General features: G+C 60.6%; 13 protein-coding genes. 10 read left to right on the top strand and 3 right to left on the bottom strand.

Annotated elements, in window-relative coordinates; all coding sequences use genetic code 11:
• The first annotated feature begins 45 nt into the window (after positions 1-45).
• The 3 genes from GA0061100_RS26055 (at position 46) to GA0061100_RS26050 (ending at position 4387) form a co-directional block, all read left to right on the top strand.
• Positions 46-1227: a BaiN/RdsA family NAD(P)/FAD-dependent oxidoreductase gene (locus GA0061100_RS26055; RefSeq protein ID WP_075855724.1), complete on the top strand. Its 1182-nt coding sequence runs from the start codon at positions 46-48 to the stop codon at positions 1225-1227.
• Positions 1228-1381: 154 nt separating this feature from the next.
• The gene (locus GA0061100_RS34925) at positions 1382-1525 is read left to right on the top strand and encodes a hypothetical protein (protein ID WP_167376544.1); all 144 of its coding nucleotides are present in this window, start codon (positions 1382-1384) and stop codon (positions 1523-1525) included.
• A gap of 324 nt (positions 1526-1849) precedes the next feature.
• Positions 1850-4387, top strand: coding sequence for a methyl-accepting chemotaxis protein (locus tag GA0061100_RS26050; protein WP_075855723.1), 2538 nt, complete (start codon positions 1850-1852; stop codon positions 4385-4387).
• On the opposite strand, the gene GA0061100_RS26045 is transcribed toward GA0061100_RS26050, so the two are convergent.
• On the bottom strand, positions 4363-4620 hold the full coding sequence (locus GA0061100_RS26045) for a hypothetical protein (protein WP_075855722.1): 258 nt from the start codon (positions 4618-4620) through the stop codon (positions 4363-4365). The two genes, GA0061100_RS26050 and GA0061100_RS26045, sit on opposite strands and share 25 nt — an antisense overlap.
• An 88-nt stretch (positions 4621-4708) precedes the next feature.
• On the opposite strand from GA0061100_RS26045, the gene GA0061100_RS26040 reads away from it, so the two are divergent.
• The gene (locus GA0061100_RS26040) at positions 4709-5581 is read left to right on the top strand and encodes a LysR family transcriptional regulator (RefSeq protein WP_075855721.1); all 873 of its coding nucleotides are present in this window, start codon (positions 4709-4711) and stop codon (positions 5579-5581) included.
• A 37-nt stretch (positions 5582-5618) separates the two neighbouring features.
• Here GA0061100_RS26040 and GA0061100_RS26035 read toward each other — a convergent pair whose 3' ends face one another.
• Positions 5619-6617: an aldo/keto reductase gene (locus GA0061100_RS26035; RefSeq protein ID WP_075855720.1), complete on the bottom strand. Its 999-nt coding sequence runs from the start codon at positions 6615-6617 to the stop codon at positions 5619-5621.
• A gap of 332 nt (positions 6618-6949) precedes the next feature.
• Between GA0061100_RS26035 and GA0061100_RS26030 the strand changes: the two genes are divergently transcribed.
• The 4 genes from GA0061100_RS26030 to GA0061100_RS26015 all read left to right on the top strand — a co-directional run bounded on the left by GA0061100_RS26030 (position 6950) and on the right by GA0061100_RS26015 (position 11102).
• Complete coding sequence (locus GA0061100_RS26030; RefSeq protein WP_244557954.1) at positions 6950-8038, top strand: polyamine ABC transporter substrate-binding protein; 1089 nt, start codon at positions 6950-6952, stop codon at positions 8036-8038.
• Between the two features lie 188 nt (positions 8039-8226).
• Positions 8227-9369, top strand: coding sequence for an ABC transporter ATP-binding protein (locus GA0061100_RS26025; RefSeq protein WP_075855718.1), 1143 nt, complete (start codon positions 8227-8229; stop codon positions 9367-9369).
• A gap of 2 nt (positions 9370-9371) precedes the next feature.
• Entirely contained in the window at positions 9372-10283 is a 912-nt protein-coding gene (locus GA0061100_RS26020) for an ABC transporter permease subunit (RefSeq protein ID WP_075855717.1), read from the top strand.
• 3 nt (positions 10284-10286) lie between these two features.
• On the top strand, positions 10287-11102 hold the full coding sequence (locus GA0061100_RS26015; protein WP_075855716.1) for an ABC transporter permease subunit: 816 nt from the start codon (positions 10287-10289) through the stop codon (positions 11100-11102).
• Positions 11103-11135: 33 nt separating this feature from the next.
• On the opposite strand, the gene GA0061100_RS26010 is transcribed toward GA0061100_RS26015, so the two are convergent.
• A complete protein-coding gene (locus tag GA0061100_RS26010) occupies positions 11136-13031 on the bottom strand; it encodes an AsmA family protein (protein WP_075855753.1) in 1896 nt (631 codons plus the stop codon).
• 166 nt (positions 13032-13197) lie between these two features.
• Between GA0061100_RS26010 and GA0061100_RS26005 the strand changes: the two genes are divergently transcribed.
• Together GA0061100_RS26005 and GA0061100_RS26000 are read left to right on the top strand one after the other, a co-directional pair.
• Positions 13198-15150 (top strand): acetoacetate--CoA ligase, encoded by a 1953-nt coding sequence (locus GA0061100_RS26005; protein WP_075855715.1) that lies wholly within the window; start codon positions 13198-13200, stop codon positions 15148-15150.
• A 356-nt stretch (positions 15151-15506) separates the two neighbouring features.
• Positions 15507-17429: a DEAD/DEAH box helicase gene (locus tag GA0061100_RS26000; RefSeq protein WP_075855752.1), complete on the top strand. Its 1923-nt coding sequence runs from the start codon at positions 15507-15509 to the stop codon at positions 17427-17429.
• Positions 17430-17661: the final 232 nt, after the last annotated feature.

The following is a 17661-nucleotide window of genomic DNA, read 5'->3' as shown; positions in this document are numbered from 1 at the left end:
TGGAAAAATGACGAGAGAGCGCGGCGAAGAATGAAGGGCTGAAGCGTGGCTGGCAGATATGATGTGATCGTCCTCGGTGCGGGTGCGGCGGGCATGATGTGCGCCATCCGCGCCGGCCAGCGCGGACGGTCCGTCCTTGTGCTCGATCATGCCGCAGCGCCGGGCGAGAAGATCCGAATCTCCGGCGGCGGCCGCTGCAATTTCACCAACATCCATGCCGGCCCGAAGAACTTCCTGTCCGCCAATCCGCATTTCGCCAAATCGGCGCTCGCCCGCTTCACGCCTCAGGATTTCATTGCCATGGTCGAGCGCCACGGCATCGCGTGGCACGAGAAGACGCTCGGCCAGCTCTTCTGCGATGATAGCGCCAAGGACATCATCCGCATGCTGATGGACGAGATGCGGGCAGCCGGCGCGCAGCTGCGATTGCGTACGGAGATCGGCGACATCGAGCAAAGTGCCGGCGGCTATCGCGTCAGCACGTCCGAAGGCGCTTTCGAAGCATCCTCGCTGGTCGTCGCCACGGGCGGCAAGTCGATCCCCAAGATGGGCGCAACGGGTTTTGCCTACCGCATAGCCGAGCAGTTCGGCTTGCCTTTGGTCGAAACGCGTCCGGGTCTCGTACCTCTAACGCTTGATCCGCAATTGCTGCAGCGCCTCGCGCCGCTTTCGGGCATTGCCGCGCCCGCCGAGATCCGCCATGGCAAGACATCCTTCCGCGAAGCGCTGCTCTTTACCCATCGCGGCCTCAGCGGTCCGGCCATCCTGCAGATTTCCTCCTATTGGCGCGAAGGGGAAGACATCACGGTGGTGATCGAACCTGATATCGATATCCTCGCGCTGCTCAAAAAGGCAAAGCACGCGAACGGTCGGCAATCGGCGCAGACGGCACTTGCGGAAATCCTGCCGAAGCGGCTGGCGCAGCATGTCGTCGAGAGCGAAGGCATCTCCGGCAACATGGCCGATCTATCCGACAAGCGCCTGCAGCAGCTCGCGGCAGCCATACAGGCCTGGTCCGTCAAGCCATCGGGCTCGGAAGGCTATCGTACCGCCGAGGTGACGCTGGGTGGTATCGACACGGCTTGCCTCGATTCGCGGACGATGCAGGCAAGGGCCATTCCCGGCCTGTTCTTCATCGGCGAATGCGTCGACGTGACCGGCTGGCTCGGCGGCTACAATTTCCAATGGGCTTGGGCATCGGGCCATGTGGCCGGCGAGGCCGCTTGAACTGCCATTTCAGGGGCTTGCCGGCGCCCTGAGAAAATGGAACCCGCCTCTGTTTCTCGCGTTTTCCTTTCCTACATTATTAGTGAATACATTGGCAGTTGCCGAACACACCATTTGCCGGTTATCGTGTCAGTGCGAAAATGGGAATATACTCATGAACAGAACACAGCGTCGCGCTCGCGCCATTGCAATCGCTCAGACCCGTGACAACGCCAAGCTTTTGGCGGCAAGACTGTTGATGTTGGCGACCGGCGTGACAGCCGCTTGCATCGCCTACCTTACTGTACGCGGCTTCTGATCTCGGCCGCTTTCATTGTCCTTCGCCGCCGCGAAGCGGCGGCCTTGGCTCGCGCAAAGGAATAGGTATCGTCATCCGCTTTTCAGCGTTTGATTGTATGTTGCGGGTCACACTACACCCTTATCTGAAAATTAATTAATCACACCGACAATCCCAATCGATTTCTTGGGGTGCTCTACTGCAAGCTAGAGCCGAAGCAATGATTGCTTCCTGACTTATACTCGGGAACCCCGCCTGCAGATATTTCAAGAACGATGGTTATACATCCGGTCAGCGCCGAGGCGGCGTCGACGGGGGAGCGGTGTGTGAGAGGTCTGGGCCAAAATGTTCATTGACAAGATATTGTCGCGTTTCAACATCAAGACGAAGGTTCTGATATTCGTCCTGCCGTTCGTCATCAGCATTTCCGCCGTAGGCCTCACCGGGCTTTATGCGTCGGGTCTGCTTCAGGGCCGCATGGAGATCTCCAACAGCGTCCTGCAGTCCCTGACCGGGTTCAAGAACCTCTATGGTTCGATGGATGACTTCCTGCGTATCACCAACACACAGCAGCGCGACAAGCTCTATGAGGACATCAAGTCGCAGCAGAGCGTGCTGAATGCCACTCTCGGCCAGCTCGGCGCAGATGCGGACGGTCGCGACAATCTGACTGACGCGATAGCAAAGACCGCCGACATGTCCAATCTTGTCGGCAGGCTGTGGTCGCTGCACGAACAGGAACTCTCGCTCCGCAAGACGATCGACGACGCGCAGCGCGCTTTGATCAGTGCCCGTTTCAACGTCAATTTCAACAGCCAGCAGCTGGAAGACCGGATGCGCCAGGATCAGGCGGACGCGACCTCCACGCTGCGCTCCGCCGACCGCCTGCTGAAGGGCGGCGATATGCTGAGCTCCGTTGCGGAAGACTTTAACAAGGCAGCGACCCCGGCCGACAAGGTCAAGCTTCTCAAGGATCGTTTGACGGATCTGAACAAGGCGCAGCGCTCCATCGACCTTGCACTGCCACAGAACCAGAAGAGCGTCGTCCAGTCGCTGGTGGGCACGATCAAGGATCTTGCGGCCTTCACCGAAAGCACCGATGTGCCGACGGACGATACCGTTGCCAACATCAGCCGGCTGCTCTCGCGCTTCCGCCAGACCTCGACTTATACGCAGCTTGCGGCGACGCAGATGATGCGCCAGGCGACCACGACCTTCGTGTCCCTCGATGCCCGCGTCGCGCAGACGAATTCGGTCCTGCAGGATACGCGCCGCCTTGAAGACTCGATCTATTCGCTGCAGCTCGTTTTGGCCGATTTCAACGCCAATACGAACAAGGACAATCTCGTCCGCCTGCGCCAGGAAGTCTCCAAGCTCGGCGGCGATATCGATACGCTGAACCAGAGCGCCAAGAGCATGGATTTTGCCGGCGACATCGACACGGCCATTCGTCCCGCCATCAAATCCATGGATGACGCCGGCGGCAAGCTTGTCGATACGATCAACCAGCGGATCGGCGAATATGCCAGCGCCCGCCAGCAGCTCGATCAGGTCTGGGGTCAGTTGACCGCCTTCGCCGAGACGCAGAAGCAGAGCGCCGGCAGCGAGCGCAACCAGGCAAATTCCATATCCATCCTGGCGACTGCACTCGGCATTATTCTCTCGGTTGCCGGCGGCATCGCGCTCGTTCTGACCCTGCAGCGCCCGATCGGCCAGATCACCGCTGCCATGCGCCGCATTGCCGACGGCATGCTGGAGACTTCGATCTCCGGCGAACAGCGCCGCGACGAAATCGGTGACATGGCGAGAGCCCTCGGCATCTTCAAGGAAAACGCCATCTCGAAGATCCGCATCGAGGAGCAGAGCGACGAGGAACGCACCGCCGCGGAGCATGAGCGCCAGCGCAACGACGCCGAAAAGCGCGAACTCGACCGTCAGATCGACTATGCCGTCAGCGAGCTTGCTGCTGGTCTGGAGCGTCTTGCCCAGGGCGATATCTCGGCAACGATTGAGACGCCTTTCATCGGCCGCCTCGAGCAGCTCCGTCAGGATTTCAATAGTTCGCTGTCTCGCCTGCAGCAGACGCTGAGCCAGGTCCGCAGCAATGTCGAGATGATCCAGAGCAACGGCGCGCAGATGGCGGCTTCCGCCGAGGATCTGTCGAAGCGCACTGAGCAGCAGGCTGCCTCTCTCGAACAGACCGCCGCGGCCGTCGACGAGATCACCGTCACCGTTCGTTCGTCCGCCGAACGCGCCAAGGATGCGGATGCGATCGTGCGCGAAGCCAAGCGTAGCGCCGATGACAGCTCCGTCGTTGTCGGTAACGCCATCGACGCGATGACGCGCATCGAAGATGCATCCCGCAAGATCGAGCAGATCATCGGCGTCATCGACGAGATCGCCTTCCAGACCAACCTTCTGGCGCTCAATGCCGGTATCGAAGCCGCTCGCGCCGGCGAGGCCGGCAAGGGGTTTGCCGTTGTCGCCATGGAAGTGCGCGAACTCGCACAGCGCTCGGCCGCTGCCGCCAAGGAAATCAAGGGGCTCATCAACAAGTCGACCGAGGAGGTCAATTCCGGTTCGCAGTTCGTGCAGGAGGCTGGCTCGGTCCTCGCGCAGATCAGCAGCCAGATCGTGACGATCAGCCAACATGTGGAAATGATTGCCCGCGCCAGCCACGATCAGGCCAGCGCCCTGCAGGAGGTCAATTCCTCGGTCAACCACATGGACCAGATGACCCAGCAGAACGCCGGCATGGTGGAAGAGACGACGGCGGCGAGCCGAGAACTCGCCGGCGAAGCCGATGCCCTGCTGCACCTCATTCTGCAGTTCAAGATCGAGGCGGGCTACAACGGAGGCTACATGCGCGAGCAGGCGGCCTGACCGCAGTAATCATTGCTATCGCAGGCGGATTGGCCGATTTCCGGCTGGTCCGCCTTTTTCATTGCTTTGTAAAGGGTGTTCAAAGCCGCAAACATCCGTCCGATCCATATGAAGAGGCGCGGTGGCTCGATCCCATAGTCGAGATAGAACAGGTCCTCGTTGTGGCGCCATTGTTCTTCGCGCGCCAGGCTTTGTATTTCTATGGCTTTCGCCAGAGCCATGCTTTCTGTCATGAGATGTCTCCTTCCTGTGAGGCATCCCTTCAACTACACATCAGAATTTTCTTTATAAACAGCTATTTTCGCCTTATGTTTTTCAATTATGAAAAATACGACCTGGGATTCCTATAGGCTTTTTCTCGATGTCGCCCGCGGTGGCGGCTTGACCGGCGCCGTCGCTTCCAGCGGCTTGAGCCCGGCAACGATCGGCCGGCGAATGCTGGAACTGGAAGGGCAGATCGGACGCCCGCTGTTCGAGCGCAGCCAGGCGGGCTATGCACTGACGGGCGACGGTCAGGCCTTGTTCGATCAGCTGCTGGAGATGGAAGCCGCCGCCCGCAAGGTCGATAGCTGGCAGCGCGATGCCCAAGGCGCTTCGATCGTCCGTATAGCGGCCGGCACATGGGTCGGCTGGCTGCTCAGCCAGAACATGCCGACGATCTGCTCGGAGAGGGACGGCTTCCGGATCGACCTGCATCTGGGTGAACGCCGCGCCAGCCTTGCCCATCGCGAAAGCGATATCGGCATCCGCGCCTTCGAGCCGGAGGAGACCAATCTCGCGGCGATCAAGACCGGCGATGTCGCCTATGCCGCCTATCAGGCCCGCAACATGCGCTTTTCCGGCCCGCCGCGCTGGATCGCGGTGGCGGAGGAGGAGGCGATCTCGGCCTATCTGCGCTGGCCACACCAGAACAAGCGCGAGGAAATCGCTTTTACCGTCAGCCGCCCCCGCTCACTGTACGATCTGGTGCTCGCCGGATCCGGCATTGCCGTGCTCCCCTGCTTCGTTGGCGATCAGGAGCCGCGGCTGGAGCGGGTGGGTGAGGAAATCTCGGAGCTGCGCCACCGGCAATGGATCGTCATGAACAATGCCGACCGCCATCGCCGGGAAATCCGCACCGTGGTCGACCGCATGGCCAAGCTGTTGAAAAGCCATGCCGAGCTCTTTGCCGGCAAGCGCCCAACCTATCTGTGAAAGGACCGGCGGCAGTTTGCCGCCGGTTCGCGCCTCTTCAGCGAGCCGCGTCACCCCAGCGATATTCGACAGTGGCTTCGTCAAGCTTCGCCTTCAGCTCCGGATCGAGCTTCAGATCGATGGCGGCGAGCGTGTCCGTCAATTGATCGGGGCGGCTTGCGCCGATGATGGCCGAGGTGATGACCGGATTGGCGGCCACCCAGGCGACGGCGAGCTTTGTGAGCGACTGGCCGGCTTCTTGGGCGATACCGCGCAGCTTCTCGATCGTCGCGAATTCGCGCTCGTGCCAGTAGCGTTGCAGATAGTTGGTGCCGGCGCTGCGCAACTGCGCACTGAAGCGGCCTTCGGTTGGTGCTTCGTCATGCTTGTGCTTGCCGGTGAGGAGACCGCCGGCGATCGGGTTATAAGGGATGACGGCGATGTGTTGTTCTTCGGCAAGCGGCAACAGTTCGCGCTCGATCTGACGGAACAAGAGATTGTAGCGCGGCTGCACCGAGACGAAGCGGGCGGTGCGCAGGACATCGGCCCGGCCCAGCGCCAATGCCAGCCGGTAGGCAAGGAAGTTCGATACGCCGACATAGCGGGCCTTGCCCGAGCGCACGATGACATCGAGCGCCTCCAGCGTCTCGTCGATCGGTGTTTCGCGATCGTCCGAATGCAGCTGGTAAAGGTCGACATAGTCAGTGCCGAGACGCCGCAGCGAAGCGTCGATCGCATCGAGAAGGTGCTTGCGCGATGCCCCCTGATCCCAGGGAGACGGGCCGACCTTTCCGACCGCCTTGGTCGCGACGATGAAGCGGTCGCGCTTGCCCTTCAGCCAACGTCCGACGATCTCTTCGGTGCGGCCGGCAAGCTGCTCGCCGCCGCCAAGCGGATAGACGTCGGCAGTGTCGATGAAGTTGACGCCGGCATCGGTCGCCTTGTCGAGAATGGCATGGGCGATGTCTTCCTGCTCGATCTGCAGGCCGAATGTCATCGTGCCCAGGCATAGGCGCGAGACGCTAAGACCGGTATTGCCGAATTTTTGATACTGCATGATGCACCCTTGAATTATGGGTTAGGATTGCCCGCCGGGAGGGCTTGGGAAGCAGGCGTGAGGCTATTCCTGACGTGAGGCGCTGCGATGTTAGCAAAGCTGCTATCCGCATTCACGCGAGAAGCGACCGCGGCGTTCACAATCGCGTGCAAGCGATCTCGCCGGCGTGCCCTAATGAGGAATCCGTCGTTTTCCGCCAATCCGCTAAAGCTCGTGATGGCTTGCTTTTTCCCCTTGTCGCCTTCCGATTTCCTTTCTAGTCTAACGGGAAAAACAGAGGGTTGGGTATCGCCTGGATGCCCTTGAACAAAACAGGAGAGACTATGAAGTCCATGTTCGCACGGCTTGCAGCAACGGCTTTCGCGGTCGTTTCGCTGGCGACGGTCGCTCACGCCGAAGACAAGGTCGTCAATATCTATAACTGGTCGGATTATATCGATAATTCGATCCTGGCGGATTTCACCAAGGAAACCGGCATCAAGGTCGTCTATGACACCTTCGACCAGAACGAGACGCTGGAAACCAAGCTGCTGGCCGGCAAGACCGGCTATGACATCGTCGTCCCGACGGCCTACTTCCTGCAACGCCAGATCAAGGCCGGCGTCTTTCAGAAGCTCGACAAGTCCAAGCTGCCGAATATCTCCAACATGTGGGATACGGTGCAGCAGCGCATCGCGACCTACGACCCCGGCAATCAATACGCCATCGACTATATGTGGGGCACCAGCGGCGTCGGCTACAACGTCGACAAGGTGAAGCAGATCCTCGGCACCGACGAGGCACCCGATATCAACGTGATCTTTGATCCCGCGGTGGCAGCCAAGTTCAAGGATTGCGGCATCTATGTGCTGGATTCGCCGACGGACGTCATCCCGGCCGCGCTGCGCTATCTGGGCCTCGACCCGAATTCGACCAAGCAGGAAGACTTCAAGAAGGCCGAAGAGCTTTTGACGTCGATCCGGCCCTTCGTGCGCAAGTTTCACTCCTCCGAATACATCAATGCGCTCGCCAATGGCGATATCTGCATCGCCTTCGGTTATTCCGGCGATGTGCTGCAGGCCCGCAATCGCGCGACCGAAGCCAAGAACGGCGTCAACATCAGCTATTCGATCCCGACGAAGGGCGCGCAGATGTGGTTTGACGTCATGGCGATCCCCGCCGATGCGCCGCATGTCGAAGAGGCGCATATTTTCCTCAACTACATCATGAAGCCGGAAGTCATCGCCAAGGCGAGCAACTTCACCGCCTATGCCAACGGCAACAAGGCATCGCAGCAGTTCGTGAGCAAGGACGTACTGGAAGATCCGGCCGTCTATCCGACCGATGCGGTCCGCGAGAAGTTGTACACACTGACGCCTTGGGACGCAAAAACGCAGCGCGTGGCGACGCGCTTGTGGACAAAGGTCACGACAGGCCAATAATTCGAAGCGGCCCGGACGGCAACGTCCGGGCCTTTCCTTATGAGGGTAAGGTTAGGAATCACGAGCGCGCCGGGAAGGGGAACAGCCGGGCGCCAACGCATTTCCGGGAAAAGTGCGCAGCGGTTTTCCGTGGGGAATGCGGAAATGCTTTCGGAAAGCCCATCCGGGCGTCCATTTGGGGATAGATAATGAAGTCACTCGGTAATATCCGGCGTTCCTTTGCTCCTTGGACCGATCCTTCGGCCAAGCCTTACATTTCCTTCAAGAATGTGACGAAGAAGTTCGGTGATTTTACCGCCGTCGACGACCTCTCCCTGAATATCTACAACCGCGAATTCTTTGCCCTTCTCGGCGCATCGGGCTGCGGCAAGTCCACGCTTTTGCGCATGCTCGCAGGCTTTGAACAGCCGACGACCGGCGAGATCGTGCTCGATGGCCAGGATCTTGCCGGCACGCCGCCCTATCGCCGCCCCGTCAATATGATGTTCCAGTCCTATGCGCTGTTTCCACATATGTCGGTGGAGAAGAACATAGCCTTCGGCCTGCGCCAGGACGGCATGCCGAAGGCCGAGATCGACGATCGCGTCGGGCAGATGCTGAAGCTCGTGAAGCTCGAACAGTTTGCCAAGCGCAAGCCCAACCAGCTTTCCGGCGGCCAGCGTCAGCGCGTGGCGCTCGCCCGCTCGCTTGCCAAGCGGCCGAAGGTGCTGCTGCTCGACGAACCCCTTGGTGCGCTCGACAAGAAGCTGCGCGAAGAGACGCAGTTCGAACTCATGGATCTGCAGCAAAGCCTGGGGCTGACCTTCGTCGTCGTGACCCACGACCAGGAAGAGGCGATGACCATGGCCGACCGTATCGCGGTCATGAGCCACGGCAAGGTGGTGCAGGTGGCAACGCCGGCCGAGATCTACGAGGCGCCCAACTGCCGCTTCGTCGCAGACTTTATCGGCGATGTGAACATCCTCGACGGCAATGTGACGTCGGCGCAATCGGGCATTGTCGAGATATCGGTCGATGCCGGCTTCACGGTGCGTTCCGCTTCCGGTGAGACGCCGTCGGCGGGAAGCCGCGCCAGCCTCGCCATCCGTCCGGAGAAGCTCAGGGTATCGCCGCGCCCGCCGGCCAATGCCTCGGTCAATGCCGCCGAAGGCGAAATATGGGATATTGCCTATCTCGGCGACATGACCGTCTTCCATGTCAAACTGAAGAGCGGACAGGTGGTCAAGGCATCGTCGCTGAATGCGGTTCGCGCCGTGGAAGAGCCCTTCGCCTACGACCAGGACGTCTGGGTCTCCTTCGACGAAAATGCCGGCGTTTTGCTGAAGGATTGACCATGAGAGCGCTCGGTTCCTCTATCTATCAGCGCCTCGTCATCATCGTTCCCTATGCTTGGTTGCTGCTCTTCTTTCTCGCGCCCTTCCTCATCGTCTTCCGCATTTCTCTGTCGACAAAGGCGTTGTCGGTGCCCCCCTATGACCCGTCCTTTGCCTGGAGCGACAGCTTCGGCGACTGGTGGGACAAACTGCAGACCATGTCGTTCGACAACTACGTATGGCTGACCGGCGACCCCCTTTACATGAACGCCTATATCGAGAGCCTGCAGATCGCCGGCATCTCGACGCTTCTGACGCTTATCATCGCCTATCCGATCGCCTACGGCATGGCGCAGGCGCCGCGCACGATCCGGCCGACTCTGCTGATGCTGGTCATCCTGCCCTTCTGGACGAGCTTTCTGATCCGCGTCTATTCCTGGATGTCGATCCTGAGCACGACGGGCCTCCTGAACCAGCTGCTGATGGGGCTCGGCATCATCCACGAGCCGCTCGTCATCCTGAACACCAATACCGCCGTCTATATCGGCATGGTCTATTCCTACCTGCCTTTCATGGTGCTGCCGCTTTATTCGTCGCTGGAAAAGATGGACGGCACGCTGATCGAGGCGGCGCAGGATCTCGGCTGTACGCCGATCGGCGCCTTTTGGCGCGTCACCTTTCCGCTCTCGATTCCCGGCATCGTCGCCGGCTGCATGCTGGTCTTCATCCCGGCGGTCGGCGAGTTCGTCATCCCCGATCTGCTCGGCGGGTCGCAAACCCTGATGATCGGCAAGGTGCTCTGGACGGAATTCTACAGTAATACCGACTGGCCGCTGGCCTCGGCGGTGGCAACCATCCTGCTTCTTGTTCTCGTGGTACCGATCGTCTTTTTCCAGCATTTCCAGGCCAAAGCCGATGAGAAGGGGAGATAACCGATGATCCGCTGGTCCCGCTTCAACATCGTCTCCGTCACGCTCGGTCTCGCCTTCCTTTACCTGCCGATCCTGCTGCTGGTGATCTACTCCTTCAACAGCTCGCGCCTCGTCACCGTCTGGGGCGGTTTCTCGACGCAATGGTACGTGCATCTCTTCAGCAACGACACCATGCTGAACGCCGCCTGGCTGACCGTGCGCATCGCGCTGCTCTCGGCGACGATCGCCACCGTTCTCGGCACTTTTGCGGCAATCACGCTGGTTCGCTATACGCGTTTTCGCGGCCGCATCCTGTTTTCGGGCATGATCTATGCGCCGCTCGTCATGCCTGACGTCATTACCGGCTTGTCGCTGCTGCTGCTCTTCGTCACCTCAGGCGTCGACCGCGGCTTCTGGACGATCGTCATGGCACATACGACCCTGACCATGTGCTTCGTTGCCGTCGTCGTGCAATCCCGCCTCCTGACCTTCGATCGCTCGATCGAGGAGGCGGCCATGGATCTTGGCGCACCGCCGGTGCGCACCTTCTTCGAGGTGACGCTGCCGATCATCGCGCCAGCCGTCTTTTCCGGTTGGGTGCTCGCACTCACCTTGTCGCTCGATGATCTGGTGATAGCAACCTTCGCCTCCGGTGCCGGCGCCAAGACGTTGCCGATGCTGATCTACAGCCAGGTGAAGCTCGGCGTTACGCCGGAAATCAATGCCATCTGCACGATCCTGATCGGCGTGGTCGCCGTCGGCGTCATCTGCGCGTCCATCGTGACGAAGCGTCGCGAGGTCCAGCGGCAGAGGGACGAGCAGGCGGCAGCCGCAGCTTGAAGCGCTGCGGCTGAACGGCGGCTCCCGGAAGAACTATGGCTGCTGTATCGGTTTTTGCAGAAGTGTTGCGACCGGCGAAATCACCGGATTGGGCCAGCTGCCGCCGATGAAGAAGGGCAGCATCGGCAGCTCATCGGCGTCGGAGGGTGAGGTCGCCTCGATCGCGCCGGAGAGGGCCAGTCCGTTGGTGCGGAATGGAACGACCCCGTTGAAGCTGATCGTTTCGTTGCGTCCCGCAATGGCCGCGTTCTGTACCTCGGCGGAGCCTTTCGCAAAACTTGCATCCACATTGATGCTGTCGAAGTCGAAAGAAGAATCGGCGATGTCGCTCATCCGGAAGAAGGCCTTCTCGGTGGCGAGCGTCCGGAAGGTCGAGATATCGAATTGACGAAACGACCCCGCCGACGAGGTGAAGTGCAGCGTGCCGGCAACGTCGCTGAGCGTGGCAACCCAGATCGGCTTCGAGGTGCTGAGCGAAAGATCCAGCGACGCCGATGAGGGCATCGGCAGCGGGCCTATCAGCTTCAGGCGTGTGAAGAGGCCGCCGAAATCGGCGTTGCGGATCGATATCTGCAATTTGCCGCCGCCGTCGAAGTCGCCCGGTGCGACCTCCAGATGCGCGGTCAGCGAACCGTTTTCGAAGCTGCTGTCGCCTATGTCGAACTTCGCCTTGCCGCCGGCCACGAGAAGGCTGGCGCCGATATTCTCGAACTGGAAGGGACCGAGAGCCGCCTTGTTCGACGAGAGCCGCATATCGAGGTCGAGCCGCTGCAGCGGATTGCCGTTCAATAGCGCATCGATGGCGGTTTCGGCCGCCAGACGCATGGAGAAGGCGGCCAGGAACGGATTGAGATTCATCTGGTCGAAGGCAAGCGTACCGGAAATCTTCGGTTTGCCCGCTTTCGTATAGTTCAGGTCCATGATGCCGGAAGCTGCGGAATCATTGATCTTGAAGCTGAGATTGTTGAAGCGCAGGCCATTGTCGATTGCTGCGATATTGGCGCTCAGCGAGATATTCTTGAGAGCATCGGCGGCCGGCAGGCGCTGCCCGCTCCAGGCGATGAAGGAAGGCACGTTCGGCACGCTCAGATCCAGATTGCCCGAAAGTGCCGAAAAATCCGATATGCTGGTGATGCCTGTATAGGTCCAGTTGATCAGCGGCGAAACGAAGCTGGTTGTGGTGTTTACATTCTTGCCGGCGAAGAAGAGCAGGGGCTGCGCCGAGTCGAAATTCAGCTTGATGTCCTGGTCGTTGAAGCGGGCAAGAATGACGGCGCTCAGCGACTGGGAAAGCCGCGGCCAGGCGATGTCGGCATTGACGGCGTTCAGCTTGTAGATGCTGCCGCTGCGCTCGTCGGTCATTTCGACGCTTCCGTCCTCGATGGTCAGCATGCCGATGGCGGCATCCTGTTCCTTGCTCATCCGCATGCCTTGACCGGATGAGGTCTCGGCCTGCTCGATCGCCTTGGACAGACGGCCTTCGTTCGTCCAGTCGATCAGGCCGTTCTCGTCGCGGCGGATGTAGAGGATCGGGCGCAGGAAATGGAATTCGTGAAAATGCGCGTGCCCGCGGATCGCCGACCACAGAGAGAAGTCCGCGGAAAGGCTGTCGACATGGCCGAGGACCTTGCCGTTCTTCGACGGTTCGCGGATGGTGACCTGATTGAGCGTCACACGCGGTGTCGGCCAGAATTCGAGCGTCGGGTCGCCCTCGATCTGGGCTCGATATCCAGTCCAGTCCGACAGCGCCTTCTCGATGCCGGAGCGCACCAGGCCGCTGGAAATCAGGAAAGGCGCGGTCGCTCTGAAGACAGCGAACACGATGAGGATCGTGAGAAGAATGATGCCGGTCGTGCGAGCAACGGCAGGCAGCCAGCGCGAGGCCGAACGCATCGTCAACCGCCACTTATTGTTTTTCGAAGCTCTCATGATCCCGTGGAGACTCTTGAACTGATAGGGATAATCTGCCTGAGTTTGCCGGATATAGGAAATGTTTGTCGGATGCAAACGTCACGCACTGGCAATACCCACAACACCGTGATTTTATTAATGCGCTGCAGCATTGCTATATAGTGCGAAAAGCGGGGAGAGAAATATGCAGGATCAGCAGCCGCTCTGGACACCATCGGAAGCATTTCGTCGCCAGAGTCCGATGTTCGCTTTCATGCAGGAATGTAACCGCCGTTTCGGCCTCCCGCTGTCCGATTTTGCCGGCCTCCACGCCTGGTCCATCGCCGACCGCGAAAACTTCTGGTCGGCAGTCTGGGATTTCTGCGATGTAAAGGGCAAGCGCGGTGAACGGGCGCTGATCCATGGCGATGTCATGCTGGATGCCCGCTTCTTTCCCGATGCCGAGCTGAACTTCGCCGAAAACCTGCTCTCGCGGAGCGGCGAGGGCGATGCCTTGGTGTTCTGGGGCGAAGACAAGGTGCGCGATCGCTGGTCATGGGACCGGCTGGCCGCGATGGTCTCGCGGCTGCAGCAGGCCTACCGCGCCGAAGGCATCGGCAAAGGAGACCGCGTGGCGGCGATGATGCCGAACATGCCCGAAACCATCGCCTGCATGCTTGCCGCAGCGTCGCTCGGCGCGATCTGGTCTTCATGCTCTCCGGATTTCGGCGAGCAGGGCGTCATGGATCGCTTCGGCCAGATCGAGCCGAAACTCTTCATCGTCTGCAGCGGCTATTGGTATGGCGGCAAGCTACAGGATATCACCGCGAAAGTCAGCGCAATCGCCGAGCGCCTGAAAGCGCCTACCATCATCGTGCCCTATGCCGGCAATGCCGAGGCGGTCGTGGCGGCAACGCCGCGCGCGCGAACCCTCAATGATCTGGTCGCACCCTTCGGGGCGAAAGCGGTCGAGTTCGAGCCTGTCTCTTTCTCCCATCCGCTGTTCATCCTGTTTTCCTCCGGCACCACGGGCGTCCCGAAATGCATCGTGCATTCCACTGGCGGAGCGCTGCTGCAGCTCATCAAGGAGCATCGCCTCCATTGCGGCGTCGTGCCTGGCGAGAGGGTCTTCTACTTCACCACCTGCGGCTGGATGATGTGGAACTGGCTGGTGACCGGCCTTGCCGCCGGCGCAACGCTTTGCCTCTACGACGGATCGCCTTTCGCACCCGATGGCAACATTTTGTTCGACTATGCGCAGGAAGAGAAATTCGCGGTCTTCGGCACGTCGGCCAAATATATCGACGCCGTCCATAAGAGCGGCCTGACGCCGAAGACCTCGCATGATCTTTCGAGCCTGCGGCTGATGACCTCGACCGGTTCTCCGCTGTCGCCCGAGGGCTTCACCTTCGTTTACGAGGGTATCAAGAGCGATATTCAGCTCGCTTCGATCTCCGGCGGTACCGATATCGTTTCGTGCTTCGTGCTCGGCAATCCTCTGCAGCCGGTGTGGCGCGGCGAGATCCAGGGGGCTGGCCTCGGCCTTGCCGTCGATGTCTGGAACGATGAAGGCAAGCCGGTGCGCGGTGAAAAAGGCGAGCTCGTTTGCACCAAGGCGTTTCCCTCCATGCCGGTCATGTTCTGGAACGATCCGGAACGCGCCAAATATCGCGCCGCCTATTTCGAGCGCTTCGATAATATCTGGTGCCACGGAGATTTTGCCGAATGGACTGTTCATGGCGGCCTCGTCATTCACGGCCGCTCCGACGCGACGCTCAATCCCGGCGGCGTACGCATCGGCACGGCTGAGATCTACAATCAGGTCGAGCAGATCCCTGAGGTTCTGGAGGCGCTCTGCATCGGTCAGGATTGGGACGATGATGTCCGCGTCGTACTCTTCGTTCGCCTTGCCGCGGGTGTCTCCTTGACCGAGGATCTGGTCAAGGCAATGAAGACCCGCATCCGTACTGGTGCCTCGCCGCGCCATGTGCCGGCCAAGATCATCGCCGTTGCCGATATCCCCCGCACGAAATCCGGCAAGATCGTCGAGCTTGCGGTGCGCGAGGTTGTGCACGGCCGCCCGGTCAAGAACAAGGAAGCGCTCGCCAATCCGGAGGCGCTCAATCTCTTTGCAGGGCTGGAAGAGCTGAAAAGTTAAGGTGAGCCTTAAAACTGAGGGGCAAACGATGACCCTCCTTTGGTAACCCCGCGTTAAGAAAGCTTGGTCAAAGGTAAAAGCTAACTTGAGACCGTTCGCATGAGCTAGGAGCGGATTGGAGCCGCCCTTGGCTCCCGAGACATGAAGTTCACCGACTCGAGCTTGCTTTCGACAGCATAAACTTCAAAGGCAGCGCGGTTCGCTGCCTTTTTTTCGTTTCGTCCCGCCTGAAGGCGCGTCCGCTCTGTACATTGCGGCATTGAGCAAGTATGTGCACGCCTGAAGAAGAGGTTCGCGACGTGCGAACCACGATGATCGCCGCCTGCTGGCGCGCGAAGAATTCCGAAAGACAGATGATGACTGATTTCGAAGGCATCGCTCCTGCGATTGCCCAGGCTTTGGCGAAGCGCGGTTACGAAACGCTGACGCCGGTGCAGAAGGCCATGCTCGATCCGGGCCTCGCCGGCAAGGATGCGCTTGTCTCGGCCCAGACCGGCTCGGGCAAGACGGTTGCCTTCGGCCTGGCGCTGGCGCCAGGCCTGCTCGATGGCTCGGAGCGTTTCGGCCCGGCCGGAGCGCCGCTGGCACTGGCGATCGCCCCGACGCGCGAACTGGCGCTGCAGGTGCAGCGCGAGCTGGAATGGCTCTATGCGCTGACGGGCGCGACGATTGCCTCCTGTGTCGGCGGTATGGACATGCGCACGGAGCGACGCACCCTGGAGCGCGGCGCCCATATCGTCGTCGGCACGCCGGGCCGTCTCTGCGATCACATCCGCCGCAACTCGCTCGATATTTCCGAGCTTCGGGCCGTCGTCCTCGATGAGGCCGACGAAATGCTCGATCTCGGCTTCCGCGAGGATCTCGAGTTTATTCTGGAATCCGCACCTTCCGAGCGCCGTACCCTGATGTTTTCGGCGACCGTGCCGCGCTCGATCGCCAAGCTTGCGGAAAACTACCAGCGCGTTGCCGTCCGTATCGCCACCGCTTCCGAAACCAAGCAGCATGTCGATATCGATTATCGCGCGCTGACCGTGGTGCCGAGCGACAGGGAAAACGCCATCATCAACGTGCTGCGCTACTATGAAGCGCGCAACGCCATCGTCTTCTGCTCGACGCGCGCTGCCGTCAATCATCTGACGGCGCGGTTCAACAATCGTGGCTTTTCGGTCGTCGCTCTCTCGGGCGAACTCAGCCAGAATGAGCGCACGCACGCCCTGCAGGCCATGCGCGACGGCCGCGCCCGCGTCTGCATCGCAACCGACGTCGCCGCCCGCGGTATCGACCTGCCGGGCCTGGAACTGGTCGTTCACGCCGATCTGCCGACCAATCCGGAAACGCTGCTGCACCGCAGCGGCCGCACGGGCCGCGCCGGCAACAAGGGCGTCAGCGCCATGATCGTGCCGCTCAGCGCCCGCCGTCGCACCGAGCGCCTGCTGGAAGCCGCTCGGATCCGTGCCACTTGGGCAAAGCCGCCTTCCGCTGAGGAAGTGAGCCAGCGTGACGACGAGCGTCTTCTCGCCGATCCGGTCTTTGCCGGTCCGCTTGGCGAAGACGAACAGTCGATCGTCCGGCAGTTGCTGGAGCGCCATGGTGCCGAGCAGGTCGCCGCCGCATTCCTGCGGCAATACCGCGCCGGCCATTCCGCGCCCGAGGAATTGCAGGACGTCCCTGCCGAAGGTGAGCGCAGAAAACCTCGTCGTGACGATTTCCCGGTTACTCCCCGCGACGACGGCCCTTCCGCGGGACGAAACGACTTTACCGACGGCATCTGGGTATCGCTCTCCGTGGGGCGCAAGCAGAATGCCGAGCCGCGCTGGCTGATCCCCATGCTCTGCCGCAACGGCAACCTGACCAAGCGCGACATCGGCGCGATCAAGATGCAGCCCGAGGAAACCTTCGTCGAGCTTGCGCCTGATAGTGCCGAGCGCTTCCTCACGGCCATCGGCCCCGACAAGACTCTTGAGCGTGGCATCCGCGTCAAGCAGCTCGCCGGCATGCCGGATTTCCAGGCCAAGCGGGAAGGCGGCTTCGCAAAGAAAAAACCCTTCGCCGACAAGGGACCTCGTTCGAACGATGGCCAAAAGCCCAAATGGAAATCCGATCGCAAGCCCGAACGGGCGCATACGGGCGAGGGCAGCGTTTCCGAGCGGCCCGACAAAAAGCCCTGGGCAAAAAAGCCTGGTAAGCCGAGCTTCGCCAAGAATGACAGCGGCCCGCCGAAGGGCGGAAAGCCGAATTCCAGGGCGGCCCGCAAGGCTGGGAAGGCGCGGGGCGAGTGAACTTAATCGCCGCGCTTAAGGTTAGCGCGGCGAGCCCGTCGTTGTCGCAGGACTTCGCAGCACCGTGACGTCGCGGGCAATCCGTGAGTGGACTGAGGGCGTTGAGAAAATGTCTGCCTGGTGCCACAAGCGTTATTCAGCTTGACATTTGGATCACGTCAAGCAGATGATTATTCATGGGGTTGCGATCACCCCACGAGGCTACGGCCGAAGAATCGCGTCCTTGAACCCG

Source organism: Martinezella hainanensis, assembly GCF_900094555.1.
GTDB classification, from domain to species: Bacteria; Pseudomonadota; Alphaproteobacteria; order Rhizobiales; family Rhizobiaceae; genus Rhizobium; species Rhizobium hainanense.
Note: the sequence above shows the minus strand (reverse complement) of the source record. Positions and strands in the feature narration are given on the sequence as shown.

Bases quoted from the DNA above. Each gene is read 5' to 3' on its own strand.
- GA0061100_RS34925 (WP_167376544.1), top strand. From the start codon at position 1,382: ATGAACAGAACACAGCGTCGCGCTCGCGCCATTGCAATCGCTCAGACC.
- GA0061100_RS26050 (WP_075855723.1), top strand. From the start codon at position 1,850: ATGTTCATTGACAAGATATTGTCGCGTTTCAACATCAAGACGAAGGTT.
- GA0061100_RS26045 (WP_075855722.1), bottom strand. From the start codon at position 4,620: ATGACAGAAAGCATGGCTCTGGCGAAAGCCATAGAAATACAAAGCCTG.
- GA0061100_RS26040 (WP_075855721.1), top strand. From the start codon at position 4,709: ATGAAAAATACGACCTGGGATTCCTATAGGCTTTTTCTCGATGTCGCC.
- GA0061100_RS26035 (WP_075855720.1), bottom strand. From the start codon at position 6,617: ATGCAGTATCAAAAATTCGGCAATACCGGTCTTAGCGTCTCGCGCCTA.
- GA0061100_RS26030 (WP_244557954.1), top strand. From the start codon at position 6,950: ATGTTCGCACGGCTTGCAGCAACGGCTTTCGCGGTCGTTTCGCTGGCG.
- GA0061100_RS26025 (WP_075855718.1), top strand. From the start codon at position 8,227: ATGAAGTCACTCGGTAATATCCGGCGTTCCTTTGCTCCTTGGACCGAT.
- GA0061100_RS26020 (WP_075855717.1), top strand. From the start codon at position 9,372: ATGAGAGCGCTCGGTTCCTCTATCTATCAGCGCCTCGTCATCATCGTT.
- GA0061100_RS26015 (WP_075855716.1), top strand. From the start codon at position 10,287: ATGATCCGCTGGTCCCGCTTCAACATCGTCTCCGTCACGCTCGGTCTC.
- GA0061100_RS26010 (WP_075855753.1), bottom strand. From the start codon at position 13,031: ATGAGAGCTTCGAAAAACAATAAGTGGCGGTTGACGATGCGTTCGGCC.
- GA0061100_RS26005 (WP_075855715.1), top strand. From the start codon at position 13,198: ATGCAGGATCAGCAGCCGCTCTGGACACCATCGGAAGCATTTCGTCGC.
- GA0061100_RS26000 (WP_075855752.1), top strand. From the start codon at position 15,507: ATGACTGATTTCGAAGGCATCGCTCCTGCGATTGCCCAGGCTTTGGCG.